The organism is Streptomyces sp. NPDC049887 (assembly GCF_040656535.1).
Lineage (GTDB): Bacteria > Actinomycetota > Actinomycetes > Streptomycetales > Streptomycetaceae > Streptomyces.
Genome location: NZ_JBFAMM010000008.1, coordinates 80,768 through 96,810, shown reverse-complemented (window position 1 = coordinate 96,810; position 16,043 = coordinate 80,768). Strand labels below are relative to the sequence as shown.

General features: G+C 72.8%; 16 protein-coding genes. 13 read left to right on the top strand and 3 right to left on the bottom strand.

The window, feature by feature from the left end:
* Positions 1-29 precede the first annotated feature (29 nt).
* The gene (locus AB0J10_RS12590) at positions 30-911 is read left to right on the top strand and encodes a YegS/Rv2252/BmrU family lipid kinase (RefSeq protein WP_363060681.1); all 882 of its coding nucleotides are present in this window, start codon (positions 30-32) and stop codon (positions 909-911) included.
* A gap of 66 nt (positions 912-977) precedes the next feature.
* Here the strand turns inward: AB0J10_RS12590 and AB0J10_RS12585 are convergent, their stop codons facing one another.
* Positions 978-2,243: a saccharopine dehydrogenase C-terminal domain-containing protein gene (locus tag AB0J10_RS12585; RefSeq protein WP_363060679.1), complete on the bottom strand. Its 1,266-nt coding sequence runs from the start codon at positions 2,241-2,243 to the stop codon at positions 978-980.
* A 139-nt stretch (positions 2,244-2,382) separates the two neighbouring features.
* On the opposite strand from AB0J10_RS12585, the gene AB0J10_RS12580 reads away from it, so the two are divergent.
* Positions 2,383-3,078 (top strand): TetR/AcrR family transcriptional regulator, encoded by a 696-nt coding sequence (locus AB0J10_RS12580; protein ID WP_363060677.1) that lies wholly within the window; start codon positions 2,383-2,385, stop codon positions 3,076-3,078.
* Positions 3,079-3,154: 76 nt separating this feature from the next.
* Positions 3,155-4,345: a cytochrome P450 gene (locus tag AB0J10_RS12575; RefSeq protein ID WP_363060675.1), complete on the top strand. Its 1,191-nt coding sequence runs from the start codon at positions 3,155-3,157 to the stop codon at positions 4,343-4,345.
* 22 nt (positions 4,346-4,367) lie between these two features.
* On the opposite strand, the gene AB0J10_RS12570 is transcribed toward AB0J10_RS12575, so the two are convergent.
* Positions 4,368-5,372 (bottom strand): Gfo/Idh/MocA family oxidoreductase, encoded by a 1,005-nt coding sequence (locus AB0J10_RS12570; RefSeq protein ID WP_363060673.1) that lies wholly within the window; start codon positions 5,370-5,372, stop codon positions 4,368-4,370.
* Positions 5,373-5,527: 155 nt separating this feature from the next.
* Between AB0J10_RS12570 and AB0J10_RS12565 the strand changes: the two genes are divergently transcribed.
* The 5 genes from AB0J10_RS12565 (at position 5,528) to AB0J10_RS12545 (ending at position 10,488) form a co-directional block, all read left to right on the top strand.
* A complete protein-coding gene (locus AB0J10_RS12565) occupies positions 5,528-6,247 on the top strand; it encodes a GntR family transcriptional regulator (protein ID WP_363060949.1) in 720 nt (239 codons plus the stop codon).
* A gap of 272 nt (positions 6,248-6,519) precedes the next feature.
* Positions 6,520-7,515, top strand: a complete 996-nt coding sequence (locus AB0J10_RS12560; RefSeq protein ID WP_363060671.1) for a sugar ABC transporter substrate-binding protein — start codon at positions 6,520-6,522, stop codon at positions 7,513-7,515.
* A gap of 98 nt (positions 7,516-7,613) precedes the next feature.
* Positions 7,614-8,627 (top strand): sugar ABC transporter substrate-binding protein, encoded by a 1,014-nt coding sequence (locus tag AB0J10_RS12555; protein WP_363060669.1) that lies wholly within the window; start codon positions 7,614-7,616, stop codon positions 8,625-8,627.
* Positions 8,624-9,679 carry an ABC transporter permease gene (locus AB0J10_RS12550; protein WP_363060667.1) on the top strand — a complete coding sequence of 352 codons (1,056 nt, stop codon included), beginning with the start codon at positions 8,624-8,626 and terminating at the stop codon, positions 9,677-9,679. The genes AB0J10_RS12555 and AB0J10_RS12550 overlap by 4 nt, the downstream gene beginning before the upstream one ends.
* Positions 9,676-10,488 carry an ATP-binding cassette domain-containing protein gene (locus AB0J10_RS12545; RefSeq protein WP_363060665.1) on the top strand — a complete coding sequence of 271 codons (813 nt, stop codon included), beginning with the start codon at positions 9,676-9,678 and terminating at the stop codon, positions 10,486-10,488. Before AB0J10_RS12550 ends, AB0J10_RS12545 begins: the two co-directional genes overlap by 4 nt.
* 149 nt (positions 10,489-10,637) lie before the next feature.
* Here AB0J10_RS12545 and AB0J10_RS12540 read toward each other — a convergent pair whose 3' ends face one another.
* Entirely contained in the window at positions 10,638-11,582 is a 945-nt protein-coding gene (locus AB0J10_RS12540) for a YhjD/YihY/BrkB family envelope integrity protein (RefSeq protein ID WP_363060663.1), read from the bottom strand.
* Positions 11,583-11,820: 238 nt separating this feature from the next.
* On the opposite strand from AB0J10_RS12540, the gene AB0J10_RS12535 reads away from it, so the two are divergent.
* The 5 genes from AB0J10_RS12535 (at position 11,821) to AB0J10_RS12515 (ending at position 15,974) form a co-directional block, all read left to right on the top strand.
* Positions 11,821-12,495: a GAP family protein gene (locus AB0J10_RS12535; RefSeq protein WP_363060661.1), complete on the top strand. Its 675-nt coding sequence runs from the start codon at positions 11,821-11,823 to the stop codon at positions 12,493-12,495.
* Positions 12,496-12,743: 248 nt separating this feature from the next.
* Complete coding sequence (locus AB0J10_RS12530; RefSeq protein ID WP_363060659.1) at positions 12,744-13,208, top strand: DUF6325 family protein; 465 nt, start codon at positions 12,744-12,746, stop codon at positions 13,206-13,208.
* A 106-nt stretch (positions 13,209-13,314) separates the two neighbouring features.
* Entirely contained in the window at positions 13,315-13,647 is a 333-nt protein-coding gene (locus AB0J10_RS12525) for an SHOCT domain-containing protein (RefSeq protein ID WP_363060657.1), read from the top strand.
* Positions 13,648-13,659: 12 nt separating this feature from the next.
* Positions 13,660-15,051: a chloride channel protein gene (locus AB0J10_RS12520; RefSeq protein WP_363060655.1), complete on the top strand. Its 1,392-nt coding sequence runs from the start codon at positions 13,660-13,662 to the stop codon at positions 15,049-15,051.
* An 8-nt stretch (positions 15,052-15,059) separates the two neighbouring features.
* Entirely contained in the window at positions 15,060-15,974 is a 915-nt protein-coding gene (locus tag AB0J10_RS12515; protein WP_363060653.1) for a cyclase family protein, read from the top strand.
* Positions 15,975-16,043 lie beyond the last annotated feature (69 nt).

Sequence of the window (16,043 nt, the reverse complement as noted above, 5' to 3'; positions counted from 1 at the left end):
CCGGCCCCTGCCGTCCGAAAGGCGCATCCATGCGACAGTTCACCGCCGTCGTCAATCCCACCGCGGGCGGCTCCAGCGGTACGGCGGCCCTGCTCCCGCTGGCCCGCCTCCTGAGGGAGGCCGGAGCCGGGCTCGACACCCGGTACAGCCGTAACCTCGAACACGCCCGGGAGCTGGCGCGGGAAGCCGGAGGCAAGGGGCACGTCGTGCTCGCCGTCGGCGGGGACGGGATGGCGGGCGGCGTCGGAGGCGCACTCAGCGGCACCGACGCGGTCCTCGGCCTCGTACCCGCCGGGCGCGGCAACGACTTCGCCCGGGCGCTGGGCCTGCCCACCGACGCCGCCGCGCTCGCCGCCGTACTGCTCGGGGGATCACCGAGGGCGGTCGACACCATCCGGGTCGAGTCGTCAGCCCACGCCGGGGTGTCCGTCCTCGGCAGCGTCTACGCGGGTGTCGACGCCGTCGCCAACCGGCACGCCAACACCTCGAGGCTGCTGCGCGGAGCGGCCTCCTACTACGCGGGCGGGCTGCGTGCCGTGGCCGCGTGGCGGCCGGCCGAGTACCGCATCACCGTGGACGGGTCGCTCCACGAGCTGCGCGGCTACACCGTCGTCGCGGCCAACTCCGGCTACTACGGCTTCGGCCGCAACATCGCCCCCGGGGCCAGCCTCGACGACGGCCTGCTCGACGTCGTCGTCATCCGGCACGCGCCCAAGCGGCTGTTCTTCGCGATGATGAACGAGCTGAAGACCGGCGTGCACCTGGAGCGTCCCGAGGTGGAGGTCCTGCGCGGCAGGGAGATCCGCATCGAGGCCGACCGCGGCCTCCCGTACGGCGCGGATGGCGAGGTCGACGCGACACTGCCGGTGACGGTGCGGGTGCAGCCGGGCGCGCTGAACGTGCTCGCCTGAGCCGGAGGCGGCGCGGCCGGTGCCCTGTGGCCCGGCCGCGCCGCCCACCGCCGCCCGCGACGCCGGTCACTGCTCGCGCATGCCCCAGGGCGTGCCGTACTCCGTCAGCAGATCCAGGAAGGGGCGCGCCTCGAAGGCCTCCGGGCCGAGGATGCCGGTCCCGGACCACGCGCCCGTCGCCAGCAGTTCCAGGGCGACGACCGGGTTGACCGCGGTCTGCCACACCACGGCCTGGCTGCCGTACTCCTTCATCGACCACTCGTTGTCGACGACGTGGTAGAGGTACACCTCGCGCGGCCGGCCGTCCTTGACGCCCTTCACCCACGTCCCCGCGCACGTCTTGCCCCGCATCCGGTCGCCGAGCGTGGCCGGGTCCGGCAGACAGGCGGCGACGACGTCCCGCGGCGACACCTGCACCGGGCCGTCGGCGCCGCGCACCGTCACCGGCTCCGTGCGGTCCAGTCCGATCTGGTGCAGGACCCGCAGGGTGTTGATGAAGTCGGAGCCGAGGCCGTACTTGAAGGTGACTCGGTCCGCGTCCACCCAGCGCGGGATGAGCAGCACCTCCTCGTGCTCCACGTTCACGCACTCCACCGGGCCGATCCCCTCGGGGAAGTCGAACACCTCCGGCTCGCTGAACGGCGGTGTGGTGAACCATCCGCGACCGGTCTCGAAGACCACCGGGGGGTTCAGGCACTCCTCGATCGTGGTCCAGATGCTGAAGGAGGGCGCGAAGTCGTAGCCGTCCACCGTGAGGTTCGCGCCGTCCCGGACACCGATCTCCTCGATCGAGTCGAAGAGCTCGTCCGCCGCGTGGCGGGCGAAGACGTCCGACAGGCCGGGCTCCACCCCGATGCCGACGAGGGCGAGCCGGCCGGACTCCGACCAGTCCTCGCCCAGCGAGAACTGCTCGTCGCCCAGCTTCACGCCGCACTCCTCGTACGGTCGCTGCGGATGCGGCCGCGACAGGGACATCGCCATGTCGAGGTAGTTCGCGCCCGCGGCGAGCGAGGCCCGGAACAGGGGCATGACGAACCGGGGATCCGTCGCGTTGAGCAGCACGTCGCAGCGCTCCCGCTCCAGGAGCTCCCTGACGGCGGCCTCGTCCGAGGCGTCGACCCGGGCGGCCGTGAACCGGCCGTCGACGGCCCCGCTGCCGTCGCCCGACCCGGCCGGGGCCCCTCCGCCCGCCCGTGGGACACCGGCCACGGCGGCCCGGGCCCGGGCCTCGTCGTAGTCCGCGACGACCATGTGCTCGAAGAAATCGCGGCGAGCGGCGATCCGGGTGACTGCTGTCCCCACTCCGCCGGCGCCGACCAGCAAGATGCGCATGACCTCTTCCCTTCCCTCTTCACCAGGACTCTTCCGGGCCCTGATGAAACTCACCGCCCCCTGATAGCGTCAATGGCGTTGGCATAAGCCCGCCCGCCCCGGGCAGGGCGGGCACCAACCGCGGGAAAGGGGAAGGGCGTTGCCGAAGAAAGTGGTTCCGGAAGGGGCGCGCAGACGCCGCCGCCCCACGAAGACCGGTGTGGTCCTTTCGGAGCAACTGATCGTGACGACGGCGCTGCGGATGCTGCGCGAGCACGGCGGCGAGGGGCTCACCGCCCGCAGGCTCGGCGCGGCGCTCGGCGCGGACCCGAGCACCCTGTACCGCTACTTCCGCGGGATGGACGAGCTCACCCTCGCCGTCGGCGACGAGCTGATCGGCCGGGCGCTCAGGGGCTGGCGCGCCACCGACGACTGGGCCGCGGACCTGCGTGAGCTGGGGCTGCGCATCCACGCCGCGTACCTGGCCCATCCGCAGGCGGCGGTGCTCACGGCCAGCCGCGTCTCCGGGCGGGCGCACGAGATCGCCGCGGACGAGGCCGTCCTCGGCGTGCTCCACCGCGCGGGCTTCCCGGTGCCCGAGGCCGTCCGGATCTACCACTGCTTCATCGACCAGACGCTCGCCTTCGCCGCGCTGGACGCGGCTGCGCTCGCCCTCCCGGAGGCCGCGCGACGGGCGGACGAGGCGGTGTGGCAGGCCACGTACGCGCGGCTGCCCGCAAGGACGCACCCGCACATCGCCCCGGCGGCGCCGTATCTCGTCGCCGAGATGAACGTCAGCGCGTATCCGGCGGCGCTGGACATGCTGATCGCGAGCGCGGCGTCGCGCCTCGGGTGAGCGCACCCCGGGCGGCGAGGCGCCGGCTCCGGCAAGGCCCCGCACACGCCGCGGGGCGGTCTCGTAGGCTGGAGCGATGGCCGTCGTCGATCTGGGGGAGTACGGGGCGGACTTCACCGCCGATCCCCATCCGTACTACGCGAAACTGCGTGAGGCCGGACCGGTCCACCAGGTGGTCTCACCCTACGGGGACCGTGTCTGGCTGGTCGTCGGGCACGAGGAGGCCCGGGCCGCGCTCACCGACCCGAGACTGTCGAAGTCGCCCGGGACCCTCGGCCTGAAGATGCTGGACGAGGAGCTCATCGGCCCCTATCTGCTCGTGCTGGACCCACCGGACCACACCCGGCTGCGCCGGCTCGTCTCCCGTGAGTTCACCGCGCGCCGGGTCGAGGCGCTGCGCCCGCGGGTCCGGCGGATCACCGAGGAACTGGTCGAGGCGATGCTTCCGGCGGGACGGGCCGATCTCGTGGACGCGCTCGCCTACCCGCTGCCCATCACCGTCATCTGCGAACTGCTCGGCGTCCCGACCGCCGACCGGGACCGCTTCCGCGCCTGGTCGACCGAGATCGTGGCGCCGACCTCGGCCGACCGCGAGCGCGCCGCCGTGGAGGAGCTGGCCGAGTACCTCGACGAACTCATCGAGGACAAGCGCTGCGCCGGGCCCGCGGACGACCTTCTGTCCGCGCTGCTGCGCACCCGGGCCGAGGACGGGGACCGCCTCTCGGCCGCCGAACTGCGCGCCATGGCCTATCTGCTGCTCGTCGCCGGCCATGAGACCACCGTCAACCTGATCTCCAACGGCGTACGGGCACTGCTCGGGCACCCGGACCAACTCGCCGCGCTGCGCGCCGACTTCGGTCTCCTGGACGGGGCGGTCGAGGAGATGCTGCGGTACGACGGCCCGGTGGAGACGTCGACGATGCGGTTCACGACGCAACCGGTCCGCTACGGCGGCACGGTCGTCCCGGCGGGCGAGCCCGTCCTGGTCGGGCTCGCGGCCGCGGACCGGGACCCCGCCCGCTTCCCCGGGCCCGACCGCTTCGACATCCGCCGCACCGCCACGGCCGGCGGGCCCGGCCATCTCGCCTTCGGCCACGGCGTCCACTACTGCCTGGGCGCTCCGCTGGCCCGGCTGGAGGCCGGTATCGCGCTCCGCACGCTGCTGGAACGCTGCCCCGGCCTCGCCCCCGACCCGGCCGGAGCCCCGCTCGACTGGCTCCCCGGACTGCTGATCCGAGGCGTGCGCCGACTGCCCGTCGTCTGGTGACGGGCAGCCGGCGCGGGCGCGCTCAGAGCCCCGGGATCTCCTCCAGGCGCACCGGGCGGTGCTCCCGCCGGGAGAGCTCGCACGCCTCGGCGACGCGCAGTGCCTCCAGCGCCTCCCGGCCGTCGCAGGGGTTGTCCAGCTCGCCGGCCGCAACCCGGACGAAGGCGTCCAGTTCGGCCTCGTAGGCGGGGGCGAAGCGCTCCAGGAAGCCCGGCCACGGCTTGTCGGCGGGCGGCGGGCCCTGCGGCTCGGTGGAGGTGATCGGCGTACGGTCGTCCAGGCCGACGGCGACCGTGTCGTCCTCGCCGCACAGCTCCATGCGGACGTCGTAGCCGGCGCCGTTGCAGCGCGTGGCCGTGGCCGACGCCAGCGTTCCGTCGTCGAGCGTCAGGACGGCCGCCGCGGTGTCGACGTCCCCCGCCTCGCGGAACATCGCGTGCCCCGCGTCGGAACCTGTGGCGTACACCTCCACGACCTGCCGCCCGGTGATCCAGCGCAGGATGTCGAAGTCGTGCACGAGGCAGTCCCGGTAGAGTCCGCCGGACAGCGGCAGGTACGCGGCGGGCGGCGGGGCCGGGTCCGCGGTGACGGCCCGTACCGTGTGCAGCCGGCCGAGCCGGCCGGAGCGCACCAGCTCGCGGGCCTTGCCGTACCCCGCGTCGAAGCGCCGCATGAAGCCGAGCTGGAGTTCGGTACCGGCGCTGTCCACCTCGCGCAGCGCCTCCAGGGTCCCCGGCAGGTCCAGCGCTATCGGCTTCTCGCAGAAGGCGGGGAGCCCGGCACGTGCGGCCCGGCCGATGAGATCGGCGTGGGCTGCGGTGGCGGAGGCGATGACGACGGCGTCCACGCCCCACTTGAAGACCTCGTCGACGGAAGGGGCGGCGGTGGCGTCGATCCGGGCCGCGACCTCGCGGGCCCGCTGGGCGTCGGTGTCCGCGACCACCAGGGCGCCGACGTCGCGATGACGGCTGAGGACGCCCGCATGGAAGGCGCCGATTCGTCCGGTTCCGATGAGTCCGATGCGCATGGCCCAAAGGTGGAGGCCGCCGAAGGGCCATGTCAAGCATTTGTCCTGACAATCGAACGACACAACTTCCCGTCATCAGGCCCTGCGACTACCCTCGCAGCGTGCCCAAGCAGCCGAGAGACCCGACGGACGCCACCGCGCCGCTCCAGCTCAGCGTGGACCGCGCCAGCCCGGTCCCGCTGTACTTCCAGCTGTCCCAGCAGCTGGAGGCGGCCATCGAGCACGGCACGCTCACGCCCGGCAGCCTCCTCGGCAACGAGATCGAGCTGGCGGGCCGGCTCGGGCTGTCCCGGCCCACCGTCCGCCAGGCCATCCAGTCGCTGGTCGACAAGGGGCTGCTGGTGCGCCGCCGGGGGGTGGGCACCCAGGTCGTGCACAGCCAGGTCAGGCGCCCACTGGAGCTGAGCAGTCTCTACGACGACCTGGAGGCGGCGGGGCAGCGGCCCGCCACCCGGGTCCTGCGCAACCTCGTCGAGCCGGCGACCGCCCAGGTCGCGGCCGCCCTCGGGGTGCCGGAGGGCAGCGACGTCCACCTGGTGGAGCGGCTGCGCTCGGCCCACGGCGAGCCGATGGCCCATCTGAGCAACCATCTGCCGGCGGGGCTGCTGCCGCTGGACACCGAGCGGCTGGAGTCCACGGGGCTCTACCGGATGATGCGCAATGCAGGCATCACCCTGCACAGCGCCCGGCAGTCGGTGGGGGCGCGCGCCGCCTCCGACGACGAGGCCGGGCTGCTCGGTGAGGAGCCCGGTGCCCCGCTGCTGACGATGCAGCGGACGACGTTCGACGACACCGGGCGGGCCGTCGAGTTCGGCTCGCACGTCTACCGGGCCTCGCGCTACGCCTTCGAGTTCCAGCTCCTCGTCCGGCCGTAGTGCCGCATCGGGCAACGTCCACTGCGGCGCGACGCCGGGCCCCGGCGCGCCGTCGTGCGTTCCGTGCCGCACGGGCGGGACGCCCGCCGCGGCCACCGGGCCGGGCGAGGGTCGCGTGCGGCCTGGCCGGGCGTACACGGGTGGCGCGCGGCCGTCCCGCCGGCCCGGCTCCGCGTAAGAATGTTCGGACAAAGTATTGACGGGGTGGCGCCGCCCCCGTAGAAACTCACCCAGCCGCAACCGGGCGGCCGGGAGGGAAGGCGGACCCCACCATGCGCACACCCCGCACGGCAGCAGTCCTGCTCGCGGCACTCGCACTCGCCGTGGCCGGATGCAGCAGTTCCGGCGGCAAGGGCTCCGAGGAGAGGGCCGAAGGCGGCACGGGCGGCGGCAAGCCCGCGACCACCGAGCGGTTGAAGATCGCCATGGTGACCCACTCCGGCGAGGGCGACACCTTCTGGGACATCGTCCAGCGCGGAGCGAAGGACGCCGCCGCCAAGGACAACGTCGAGTTCCTGTACGCCGCGAACAAGGAGGGCAAGGAGCAGGCCCAGCTGGTCCAGACGTACATCGACCAGAAGGTCGACGGCATCGTCGTCACCCTCGCCAAGCCCGAGGCGGTCAAGGACGTCGTCAGGAAGGCGGTCGCCGCCGGGATACCCGTCGTCACGATCAACTCCGGAGGCCGGTTCTCCCAGGAGGTCGGCGCGCTCGGCCACATCGGCCAGGACGAGTCGGTCGCCGGCGAGGCCGTCGGCGAGGAACTCGACAGGCGCGGCAAGAAGAAGGTTGTCTGCGTCATCCACGAGCAGGGCAACGTCTCGCTGGAGGAGCGCTGCGCGGGTGTGCGGAAGACCTTCGGGGGCACCGTCGAGAACCTCAACGTGGACGGCACCAACATGCCCGCCTCGACGTCCGCCATCGAGGCGAAGCTGCAGAGCGGGCAGGACATCGACGCGGTCGTCACCCTGGGCGCCCCGTTCGCGGCCGCCTCCGTGCAGGCCAAGCGGACCGCGGGCAGCGAGGCCGAGATCGACACCTTCGACCTGAACGCCGAGGTGGTCAAGCGGCTGAAGGCCAAGGAGGTCGGCTTCGCCGTCGACCAGCAGCCCTACCTCCAGGGCTACCTCGCCGTCGACGGACTCTGGCTCAACAGGACCAACGGCAACGTCGTCGGCGGCGGCAAGCCGGTGCTCACGGGCCCCGCTCTGGTGACGGAGAAGGACGTCCCCGCACTGGAGAAGCTGACGGCCGACGGCACCCGATGACCTGCGTCACCACCACCCACCCGCAGACGGCCCCGGCGATCGTGCTCAGGGATACTTGCGCCGGAGTACAGCAGGCGGAGCAAGAGGGGCACGGCGTCGTGGCAAGGGTTCGGACAGGGGTACGTGCGATCGGCGCGGTGCTGGCGGCGGTGCTCGGGGCCTCCCTCGCGGGGTGCAGCGCCACCGGCGGCAAACGCGCCGAGGACGCGCGCAGGGCGGTGGAGGCGCAGGGCCGGGCGGCGGTCGACACACCGCGCTGGACGTTCGCGATGGTCACCCACTCGGGAGACGGCGACACCTTCTGGGACATCGTCCAGAAGGGCGCCGAGCAGGCCGCGGTGAAGGACAACGTCAAGTTCCTGTACGCCCACAGCGAGGAGGCGCAGCAGCAGGCCCAGCTGGTCCAGACCTACATCGACCAGAAGGTCGACGGGCTGATCGTCACGCTCGCCAAGCCCGACGCCATGAAGGACGTCGTCGCCAAGGCCACCCGGGCCGGCATCCCGGTGATCACCGTGAACTCCGGCTCGGCCGAGTCCAGGGCGTACGGGGCCCTGACCCACGTCGGCCAGGACGAAACCGTCGCGGGGGAGGCCGTCGGTGAGGAGCTCGACCGGCGCGGGCGGAAGAACGCGCTCTGCGTCCTGCACGAGCAGGGCAACGTCGGCCACGAGCAGCGCTGCTCGGGGACGGGGAAGACCTTCGACGGCGCTCTGCAGAACCTCTACGTCGACGGCACCAACATGCCCGACGTCCAGGCGGCGATCGAGGCCAAGCTCCAGACCGATCCGTCCATCGACGCGGTCGTCACCCTCGGCGCTCCGTTCGCCGACGCCGCCGTCCGGGCGAAGCGGACCGCGGGCAGCGAGGCCGAGATCGACACCTTCGACCTGAACGCCAAGGTCGTCGCCGGGCTCAAGGCCGGCGACCTCGGCTTCGCCGTCGACCAGCAGCCGTACCTCCAGGGCTACGAGGCAGTGGATCTGCTCTGGCTCTACCGCTACAACGCCGATGTGCTCGGCGGCGGACGGCCCGTCCTCACCGGTCCGCAGATCATCACCGAGAAGGACGCCGCCGAACTGCAGGACTACACGGAGCGGGGGACCCGATGACCGCGACCGCACCACCGGCCCACGACAGGACCGGCCCCTCCGACGAGCGCCTGCTGCGCACCTCGCCGTGGAAGAAGCTGCTCGGCCGCCCCGAGCTGGGCTCGGTCGTCGGCGCTGCCGCCGTGTTCCTCTTCTTCTCGGTCGTGGCCGACACCTTTCTGCGCGCGTCCAGCCTGAGCACCGTGCTGTACGCGGCATCCACCATCGGCATCATGGCCGTGCCGGTCGCCCTGCTGATGATCGGCGGGGAGTTCGACCTTTCGGCGGGTGTGCTGGTGACCAGCTCCGCGCTGATCTCCTCGATGTTCAGCTACCAGATGACGGCGAACGTCCTCGTCGGCGCCCTGGTCTCGCTCCTGGTCACCCTCGCGATCGGCGCCTTCAACGGCGTGATGCTGGTGCGCACGAAACTGCCGAGCTTCATCATCACGCTCGGCACGTTCCTGATGCTCACCGGCATGAACCTCGGCTTCACCAAGCTGGTCAGCGGCACGGTGTCGACGAGGACCATCGCCGACATGGAGGGCTTTCCCGCGGCCAGGAACGTCTTCGCCTCGTTCACCGTCGGCGGCGTCGAGGTCAAGACGACCATCCTGTGGTGGATCGCCCTCGTCGCCCTCGCCACCTGGATCCTGCTGCGCACCCGCTTCGGCAACTGGATCTTCGCCGTCGGCGGTGGCGCGGGCGCGGCGCGGGCCGTCGGCGTCCCGGTCGCCAGGACCAAGATCCTGCTCTACATGGGCGTGGCCTTCTGCGCCTGGATCTCCGGCCAGCACCTGCTGTTCTCGTTCGACGTCGTCCAGTCCGGTGAGGGCGTCGGCAACGAGCTGATCTACATCATCGCGGCCGTCATCGGCGGCTGTCTGATCACCGGCGGCTACGGTTCGGCGATCGGCTCCGCGGTCGGTGCCTTGATCTTCGGCATGACCAGCAAGGGCATCGTGTACGCGGAGTGGAACCCGGACTGGTTCAAGTTCTTCCTCGGAGCGATGCTGCTCCTGGCGACCCTGCTCAACGCATGGGTCCGCAAGCGCGCGGAGGCGACGACATGACGGCCCTCGTGGAACTCGACGACGTCAGCAAGTACTACGGCAACATCCGTGCGCTGGAAGGCGTGTCGCTGGAGGTCCACGCGGGCGGGATCACCTGCGTCCTCGGCGACAACGGCGCCGGCAAGTCCACCCTGATCAAGATCATCGCGGGGTTGCACCGCCACGACTCCGGCACCTTCGCCATCGACGGCGAGGAGACCTCGCTGGGCTCCCCGCGCGAGGCTCTCGACCGGGGGATCGCCACGGTCTACCAGGACCTCGCGGTCGTCCCGCTGATGCCGGTCTGGCGGAACTTCTTCCTCGGCTCGGAGCCGACCAGGGGCAGGGGGCCCCTCCGGCGGCTCGACGTCCGCGCCATGCGGGAGACCACCCGTGCCGAGCTGCTGCGCATGGGCATCGATCTGCGCGACGTCGACCAGCCCATCGGCACCCTGTCCGGCGGCGAGCGGCAGTGCGTGGCGATCGCCCGTGCCGTCTACTTCGGTGCCAAGGTCCTCGTCCTCGACGAGCCGACGGCCGCGCTCGGGGTCAAGCAGTCCGGGGTCGTGCTGAAGTACGTGGCGGCGGCGCGCGACGCCGGGCTCGGGGTGGTCCTGATCACCCATAACCCGCACCACGCCTATCTCGTCGGTGACCGGTTCGTCCTGCTCAAGCGGGGGGTGATGGCCGGGAGCCACAAGAAGTCGGAGATCACTCTGGACGAGCTGACCCGGCAGATGGCCGGAGGCAGCGAGCTGGAGGACCTGCGCCACGAACTGGAGCGGGCCCCCGCTCCACGGCACGTCGGGGGGCACGACCTGGGGCACTGACGGGACGTGGGGCACCGAGCCGGCCCGGCGGGGACGGCCGTACGACCCGGCCGTCCCCGCGCCCGCCCCGCCCCGTCCCACCCCCGTCGCGGCCGGGTGCGGTCCGCCGACCGCCCCCCGCGCGGCCCGGCGTCCGCGCCTCCCCGCGGTCATTCGTCCCCGCCCGCCCCTCCGCGCCGCCGGCCGGCGTCGGCCGCGGTCCAGCTCGGGCCGGTGTCGCCGAGTCTTCGCGCGAGCCACGGCTCCCTCGCAAGGACGGCCCCGGTCGTGACACCGAGCGCGATCGCCACACACAGCACGATCAGCCACGACAGCAGCGTGAAGACCGTGCCGACCGACCCGTACTCGGTCAGGCTCTTGTCGATGGCACGGGGCATGTAGTACTTGCTGCCGATGAACAACGCCGTCACGGCGAAGCCCGTCAGCACCGCACCGGGCAGTAGCGGCCGCCACCCGACGAGCCCGCCCAGCAGCAGGTGCTGGGACCACCACCACAGCAGGATCTGCGACAGCATGGTGACCGGGACGGCAAGCCACAAGCCGAGGCCGAAGCCCTCGCGCACCGGCCCCTGGACCAGCAGCACGGACAGCCACACGCCGATCCACGCCAGCCAGCGCCAAGGGGCGATCCGCACCCCGGACCTCGGGACGAGCCAGGCCCGTTTGCACAGCCGCTGCATCGCCCGGCTGCAGGCCGTGGCGGACAGCAGCACCATCAGCGCGCCGATCAGGCCGGTGGCCTCGCGGAGGTTGTCGTCCGTGGCCTTGTACACCTGTTCGAGCAGGTCCTTCGAGGCCCCGGTGAGTCCGAAGATCGCCGACACCGAGCTGACCAGCTGATCGCGCACCGCCTCGGGGGCGAACGACCCGACCACGAAGAGCAGCGGCACGGCGGTGAGGAAGCACTGCGCGGCGAGCCGGGTGGCGGAGTCGAAGATGTTGACCGAGATCATACGGGCCGTCAGATGGGTGACGACGGGGAAGCGGGTCTCGGTGCGCTCGGCCGCCGACCGCGCGGAGGTTTCCCAGGACGAGAGGCGTCCCGACCACCACGACGGGCGGAAGAAGGCCGGAGCCCGGCGCCGCGTGGTCATGGCGTGCTCCTTCCCTGTCACCAAGAGTGCGTGAGCCGGACCGCACCGGCATCTCGGGACGGAGCGCGAGCCCACCGCCCGGGGGTCGCGGCTCTCTGATTGCGGGCGGCCCTCAGCGGAGGTGACCATGGACAGAAGCGGGCCGGGCACGGCCCGCGTTCGAGCGGGGCGGCCGGCGGCACGAGCCCGGCCCGCGAGCGGCCCGCCGCACGGCGTGGGAACCGCCGGAGGGAGCGTCATGGTCCTCGACTTGCTGCTCATCGCCGTCGCCATCACCCTCGACCCGCTGCCCATCATGGCCTTCGTGCTGGTGCTCTCCTCGTACCGGGGCGTCTGGCGGGGACTGGCCTTCATCCTGGCCTGGCTGGCCTGTCTCGTCGCCGTGATCGCCATGGTGCTGCTGTTCACCGGCGGACAGCCGCCCCCGCCCAGGTCGCCGCCCTCCACGGTCGCCCTCGCGGCCAAGCTCGCGATCGGCGTCGGGCTGGTCCTGTACGGCGAGTACCGCCGGCGCAAGCGCAGGGAACCCCACGCGGCCACCGAGCCACAGGGCCGGGCCAGGCACGCGGCCGACCCGCACGGCGGTTCGGGCCGGATGTCCCCCTGGTCGGCCGCCGCCCTCGCCGTCTTCCTCCAGCCCTGGGGCCTGGTGGCGGCAGCCGCGACCGTCGTGGTGCGCGCGGACCTCTCCCACGTCGCGTCGTACGCGGCCCTGTTCGGGTTCTGCATCCTCGCCACCGCCAGTCTGCTCACGGCCGAGCTGTACACGGTGTTCGCGCCCGAGGCGGCGGGGGTGCGGCTGAAGCGGCTGCGGAGCTGGCTGCAGGAGCACCAGGAGCCCGCCATCATCGTCGGCTGCCTGGTGATGGGCCTGTGGCTGACGGGCAACAGCATCTACCAGCTCACCGCCTGAGGGGAGCCGTCGGCCGCGGGACCCGTGCCGCCGTAGCCGCCACGGGAGGCGCGGGCACTTCCGGCCCGGCCCGGTTGCGGGAGCCGGCCGAGTAGCGGCTGGGGCGCGGGGCCGCTGGGGCCGCCCGGCCGAAGGTGCGAAGCATTCGGGCGAGTGCTCCAATGGCTTACGGGACGCGCCTCGAGGGCGCGCCGAGCGTTCGGCAGGCGAGCCGCCCCGGACCGCTGATGCGCCCGCAAGGAGTGGTCATGAGTGATGACTTCGAAGAAATGGGACCCGTCGACTACCTGGTGGTGGAATTCCCCGGCAACCGCATGACGGGCGAGGGTCTTCCGCTGCTCGTCGACCTCGTCGACCGGAAGATCATCCGCATTCTCGACCTGCTGTTCGTGCGCAAGGACGCCGACGGCACCGTCACGGCCCTGGCACTCGCCGACCTGGACGGCGACGGCACCCTCGACCTGACCGTCTTCGAAGGAGCGTCCTCCGGCCTGCTCGGCCAGGACGACGTGGAAGAGGCCGCCGCGGCCGTCGAGCCGGGCAACTCCGCCGCCGTTCTCGTGTACGAGAACACCTGGGCCGCACCGCTCGCCCGCGCCATGCGGCGCAGCGGGGCGCAGCTGGTGGCGGGAGGGCGGATTCCCGTCCAGGCCCTGCTCTCCGCACTGGACGAGGCCGAGGGCGTGTCCGGCCCCGGGACCTCGGCGGCCTGAGCGCCGGGCGGCCACGGAGGACTCGTCCGGCCCCCCGGGCAGCCCGCCGCGGCGTCCGCCGCCGTCACTCACCGGAGACCTCGCCTCACCCGAACGGGAGGACGACATGCCCCGCCTCATCCGCAGCGTGGTCCGCACCGCCGCCATCGCCGGCACCGCCACGGCGGTGTCCAACCGAGTGTCGCGCCGGCAGTCGGGCCGTTGGGCACAGCAGGACCAGCAACAGCAGCAGCAACAGCAGCAGCAACAGCAGGCCCAGGCCCCGGCCCCGGCCGGGGCGGCCCCGGGCACGTCCCAGGAGGCCGCACCCCCGCCGATGCCGCCCGACGACGACATGGGCCGGAAGATCGACAGGCTCAAGGAACTCGGCGAGCTCAAGGCCCAGGGCCTGCTCACCGAGCAGGAGTTCGCGGCCGAGAAGCAGAAGGTCCTCGGCTGAGGGCCGCCGCCGATGACGCAGCCGCAGGCCGGGCCGGAGCGGGAGAACGCCGCGCCCGGAAGCCCCCGGCCGGAGCCCGACGTGCTGCGCGGTCTTCTGCTCAGCGCCTCCTACCGCCGGGTTCTGCTGTTCTCCGCGCTCATCGGGATCCCGATCTCGCTGATCGCCTTCTGGTTCCTCGTGGCGCTGCACCAGCTCGAGCACCTGATGTGGGACGACGTGCCGCAGGCGCTCTTCGGCAGCCCGGTCCCGCCGTGGTGGTGGCCGCTGGTGCTGCTGCCGATCGCGGGGCTGATCGTCGGGCTGGTCGTGACCCGGCTGCCCGGCGCGGGCGGCCACGTCCCCGCCTACGGCCTCCAACCCGGCGGTGCCTCGGCCAGGGCCCTGCCCGGCGTGGTCATCGCCGCCACCGCGAGTCTGCCGCTCGGCGCGACCCTCGGCCCCGAGGCACCGCTCATCGCCCTCGGCGGTGGTCTCGCGCTGCTGTTCCGCAACCTCGCCCGCGGCAACGCGACGTCCCAGAACACGGCACTGCTGGGTGCCGCCGGTGCCGGGGCGGCCATCGCCGTGGTGCTCGGCAACCCGGTGATCGCCGCCGTACTGCTGATGGAGATCATCGGGGTGGGCGGTCCCCGGCTGGTCGCGATCATGCTCCCGGCGCTGCTGTCGAGCGGCGTCGGCTCGCTGGTGTTCACCGGCTTCGGCCGCTGGACCGGACTGCAGACGGGCAGCCTCCGGCTGCCGCTGTCCGGGAACTTCCCGCATCTCGACGCCGGGGACGTGGGCTGGACCCTGCTCATCGGCGTGGTAGTCGGAGTGCTGGTGCACGGGATCCAGGTCGGGGGAAGGCTGGCGGCCGGTCTCGTCCGCACCCGGCCCGTGCCCTTCACCGTCCTCTGCGCCCTGGGCGCGGGCGTCTGCGCGGCCCTCTACACCGGGATCACCGGCCGGACGCCGGCCGACGTCGCCTCGTCCGGCCAGCGCACCATGGTGCAACTGGCGTCCGACCCGGCCTCCTGGGGGATCGGGGCACTCGTCGCCGTCCTCGCCTTCAAGGGTCTCGCGTACGCGCTGTGCCTGGGCAGTCTCCGCGGCGGTCCCATCTTCCCGGCGCTGTTCCTGGGGGCCGCGACCGGCGTCCTGCTGGCGCCGCTGCCCGGTCTCGGCGTGATCCCGGGCATGGCCGCCGGCATGGCCGCCTCGGCCGGCGCCGCCCTGCGGCTGCCCGTCAGCAGCGTGGTGCTCGTGGCCCTGCTGCTCGGCAGCATCTCCATGACGCCCGTGGTGATCCTGGCGGCGGTGGTCGCGATCATCACCACCGAACTGCTGCCGGGGGCCCACGGGGCACCGCCCCCGGAGTCGGCTCCGCCGGCCGCGGCCGGCGCGGCCCGGGGGGCGCCGTGAGCGGGAGCATGAGCGCCGAGGCGTTCCGGACCCTCTGCGAGCGGGTCCGCGAGCGGACGCGGCGCGGCCCGGACGACCGGCGCGGCACGCTGGGCCATCTCACCCCGGCCCGGGTGGTGGCGGCGACCCGCGAGGTCATGACCGGGCGGACGGTCTCGCTCGGCGCGCCGGTGGACACCCGGCCCGGCCCCGACAATCCGGAGCCCGCCCGCCACGTGATGACGGCACCCGAACCCGGCCGACGGCCGTCCACCGGGCTGGACTTCGCCCGCGACCGCTTCGCGATGAACGTGCACGGTGACGTCGACAGCCATCTCGACGCGCTGTGCCACGTGCTGTTCGACGGAACCCTGTACAACGGCGTGCCGGCCGGCAGCGTGACCCCGGAAGGCGCCACCGAGCTCACCGTCGACGTCGTACGCGACGGCGTCGTGGGCCGCGGGGTGCTCCTGGACATCCCCCGGCTTCGGGGAGTGCCCTGGCTGGAGCCGGGGGACCAGGTCACCGCCGCCGACCTGGCAGCGGCCGAGGCCGCCCAGGGGGTGCACACCGGACCCGGGGACGTGCTGCTGGTCCGCGTGGGCCACCGGCTCAGACGCAGGGACCTCGGTCCCTGGAACACCGCGGAGGCACGCGCCGGACTCCACCCGGACGCCGTCGAGTTCCTCGTCGACCGGCGCGTCGCGATGCTCGGCGGCGACGGCAACAACGACGCCGCGCCGAGTGCCGTGGCGGGGATCGGGTTCCCCGTCCATGTCCTGACCGTCCACGCCCTGGGGATGCACCTCATGGACTATCTGTGGTTCGAGGAGCTGGCTCCGGTCTGCGAGCGGGAGGGCCGCTGGAGTTTCCTCTGCGCGGTCGCGCCGCTGCGGCTGCCGCGGGCCACCGGCTCGCCCGTCAACCCGGTCGCCGTCCTGTGAATCCCCGTCCCGTGCCCATGCCGCAGCGAACCCGGCCCCCGGACCGCGGCAGGCCCCGACCCCCGACGC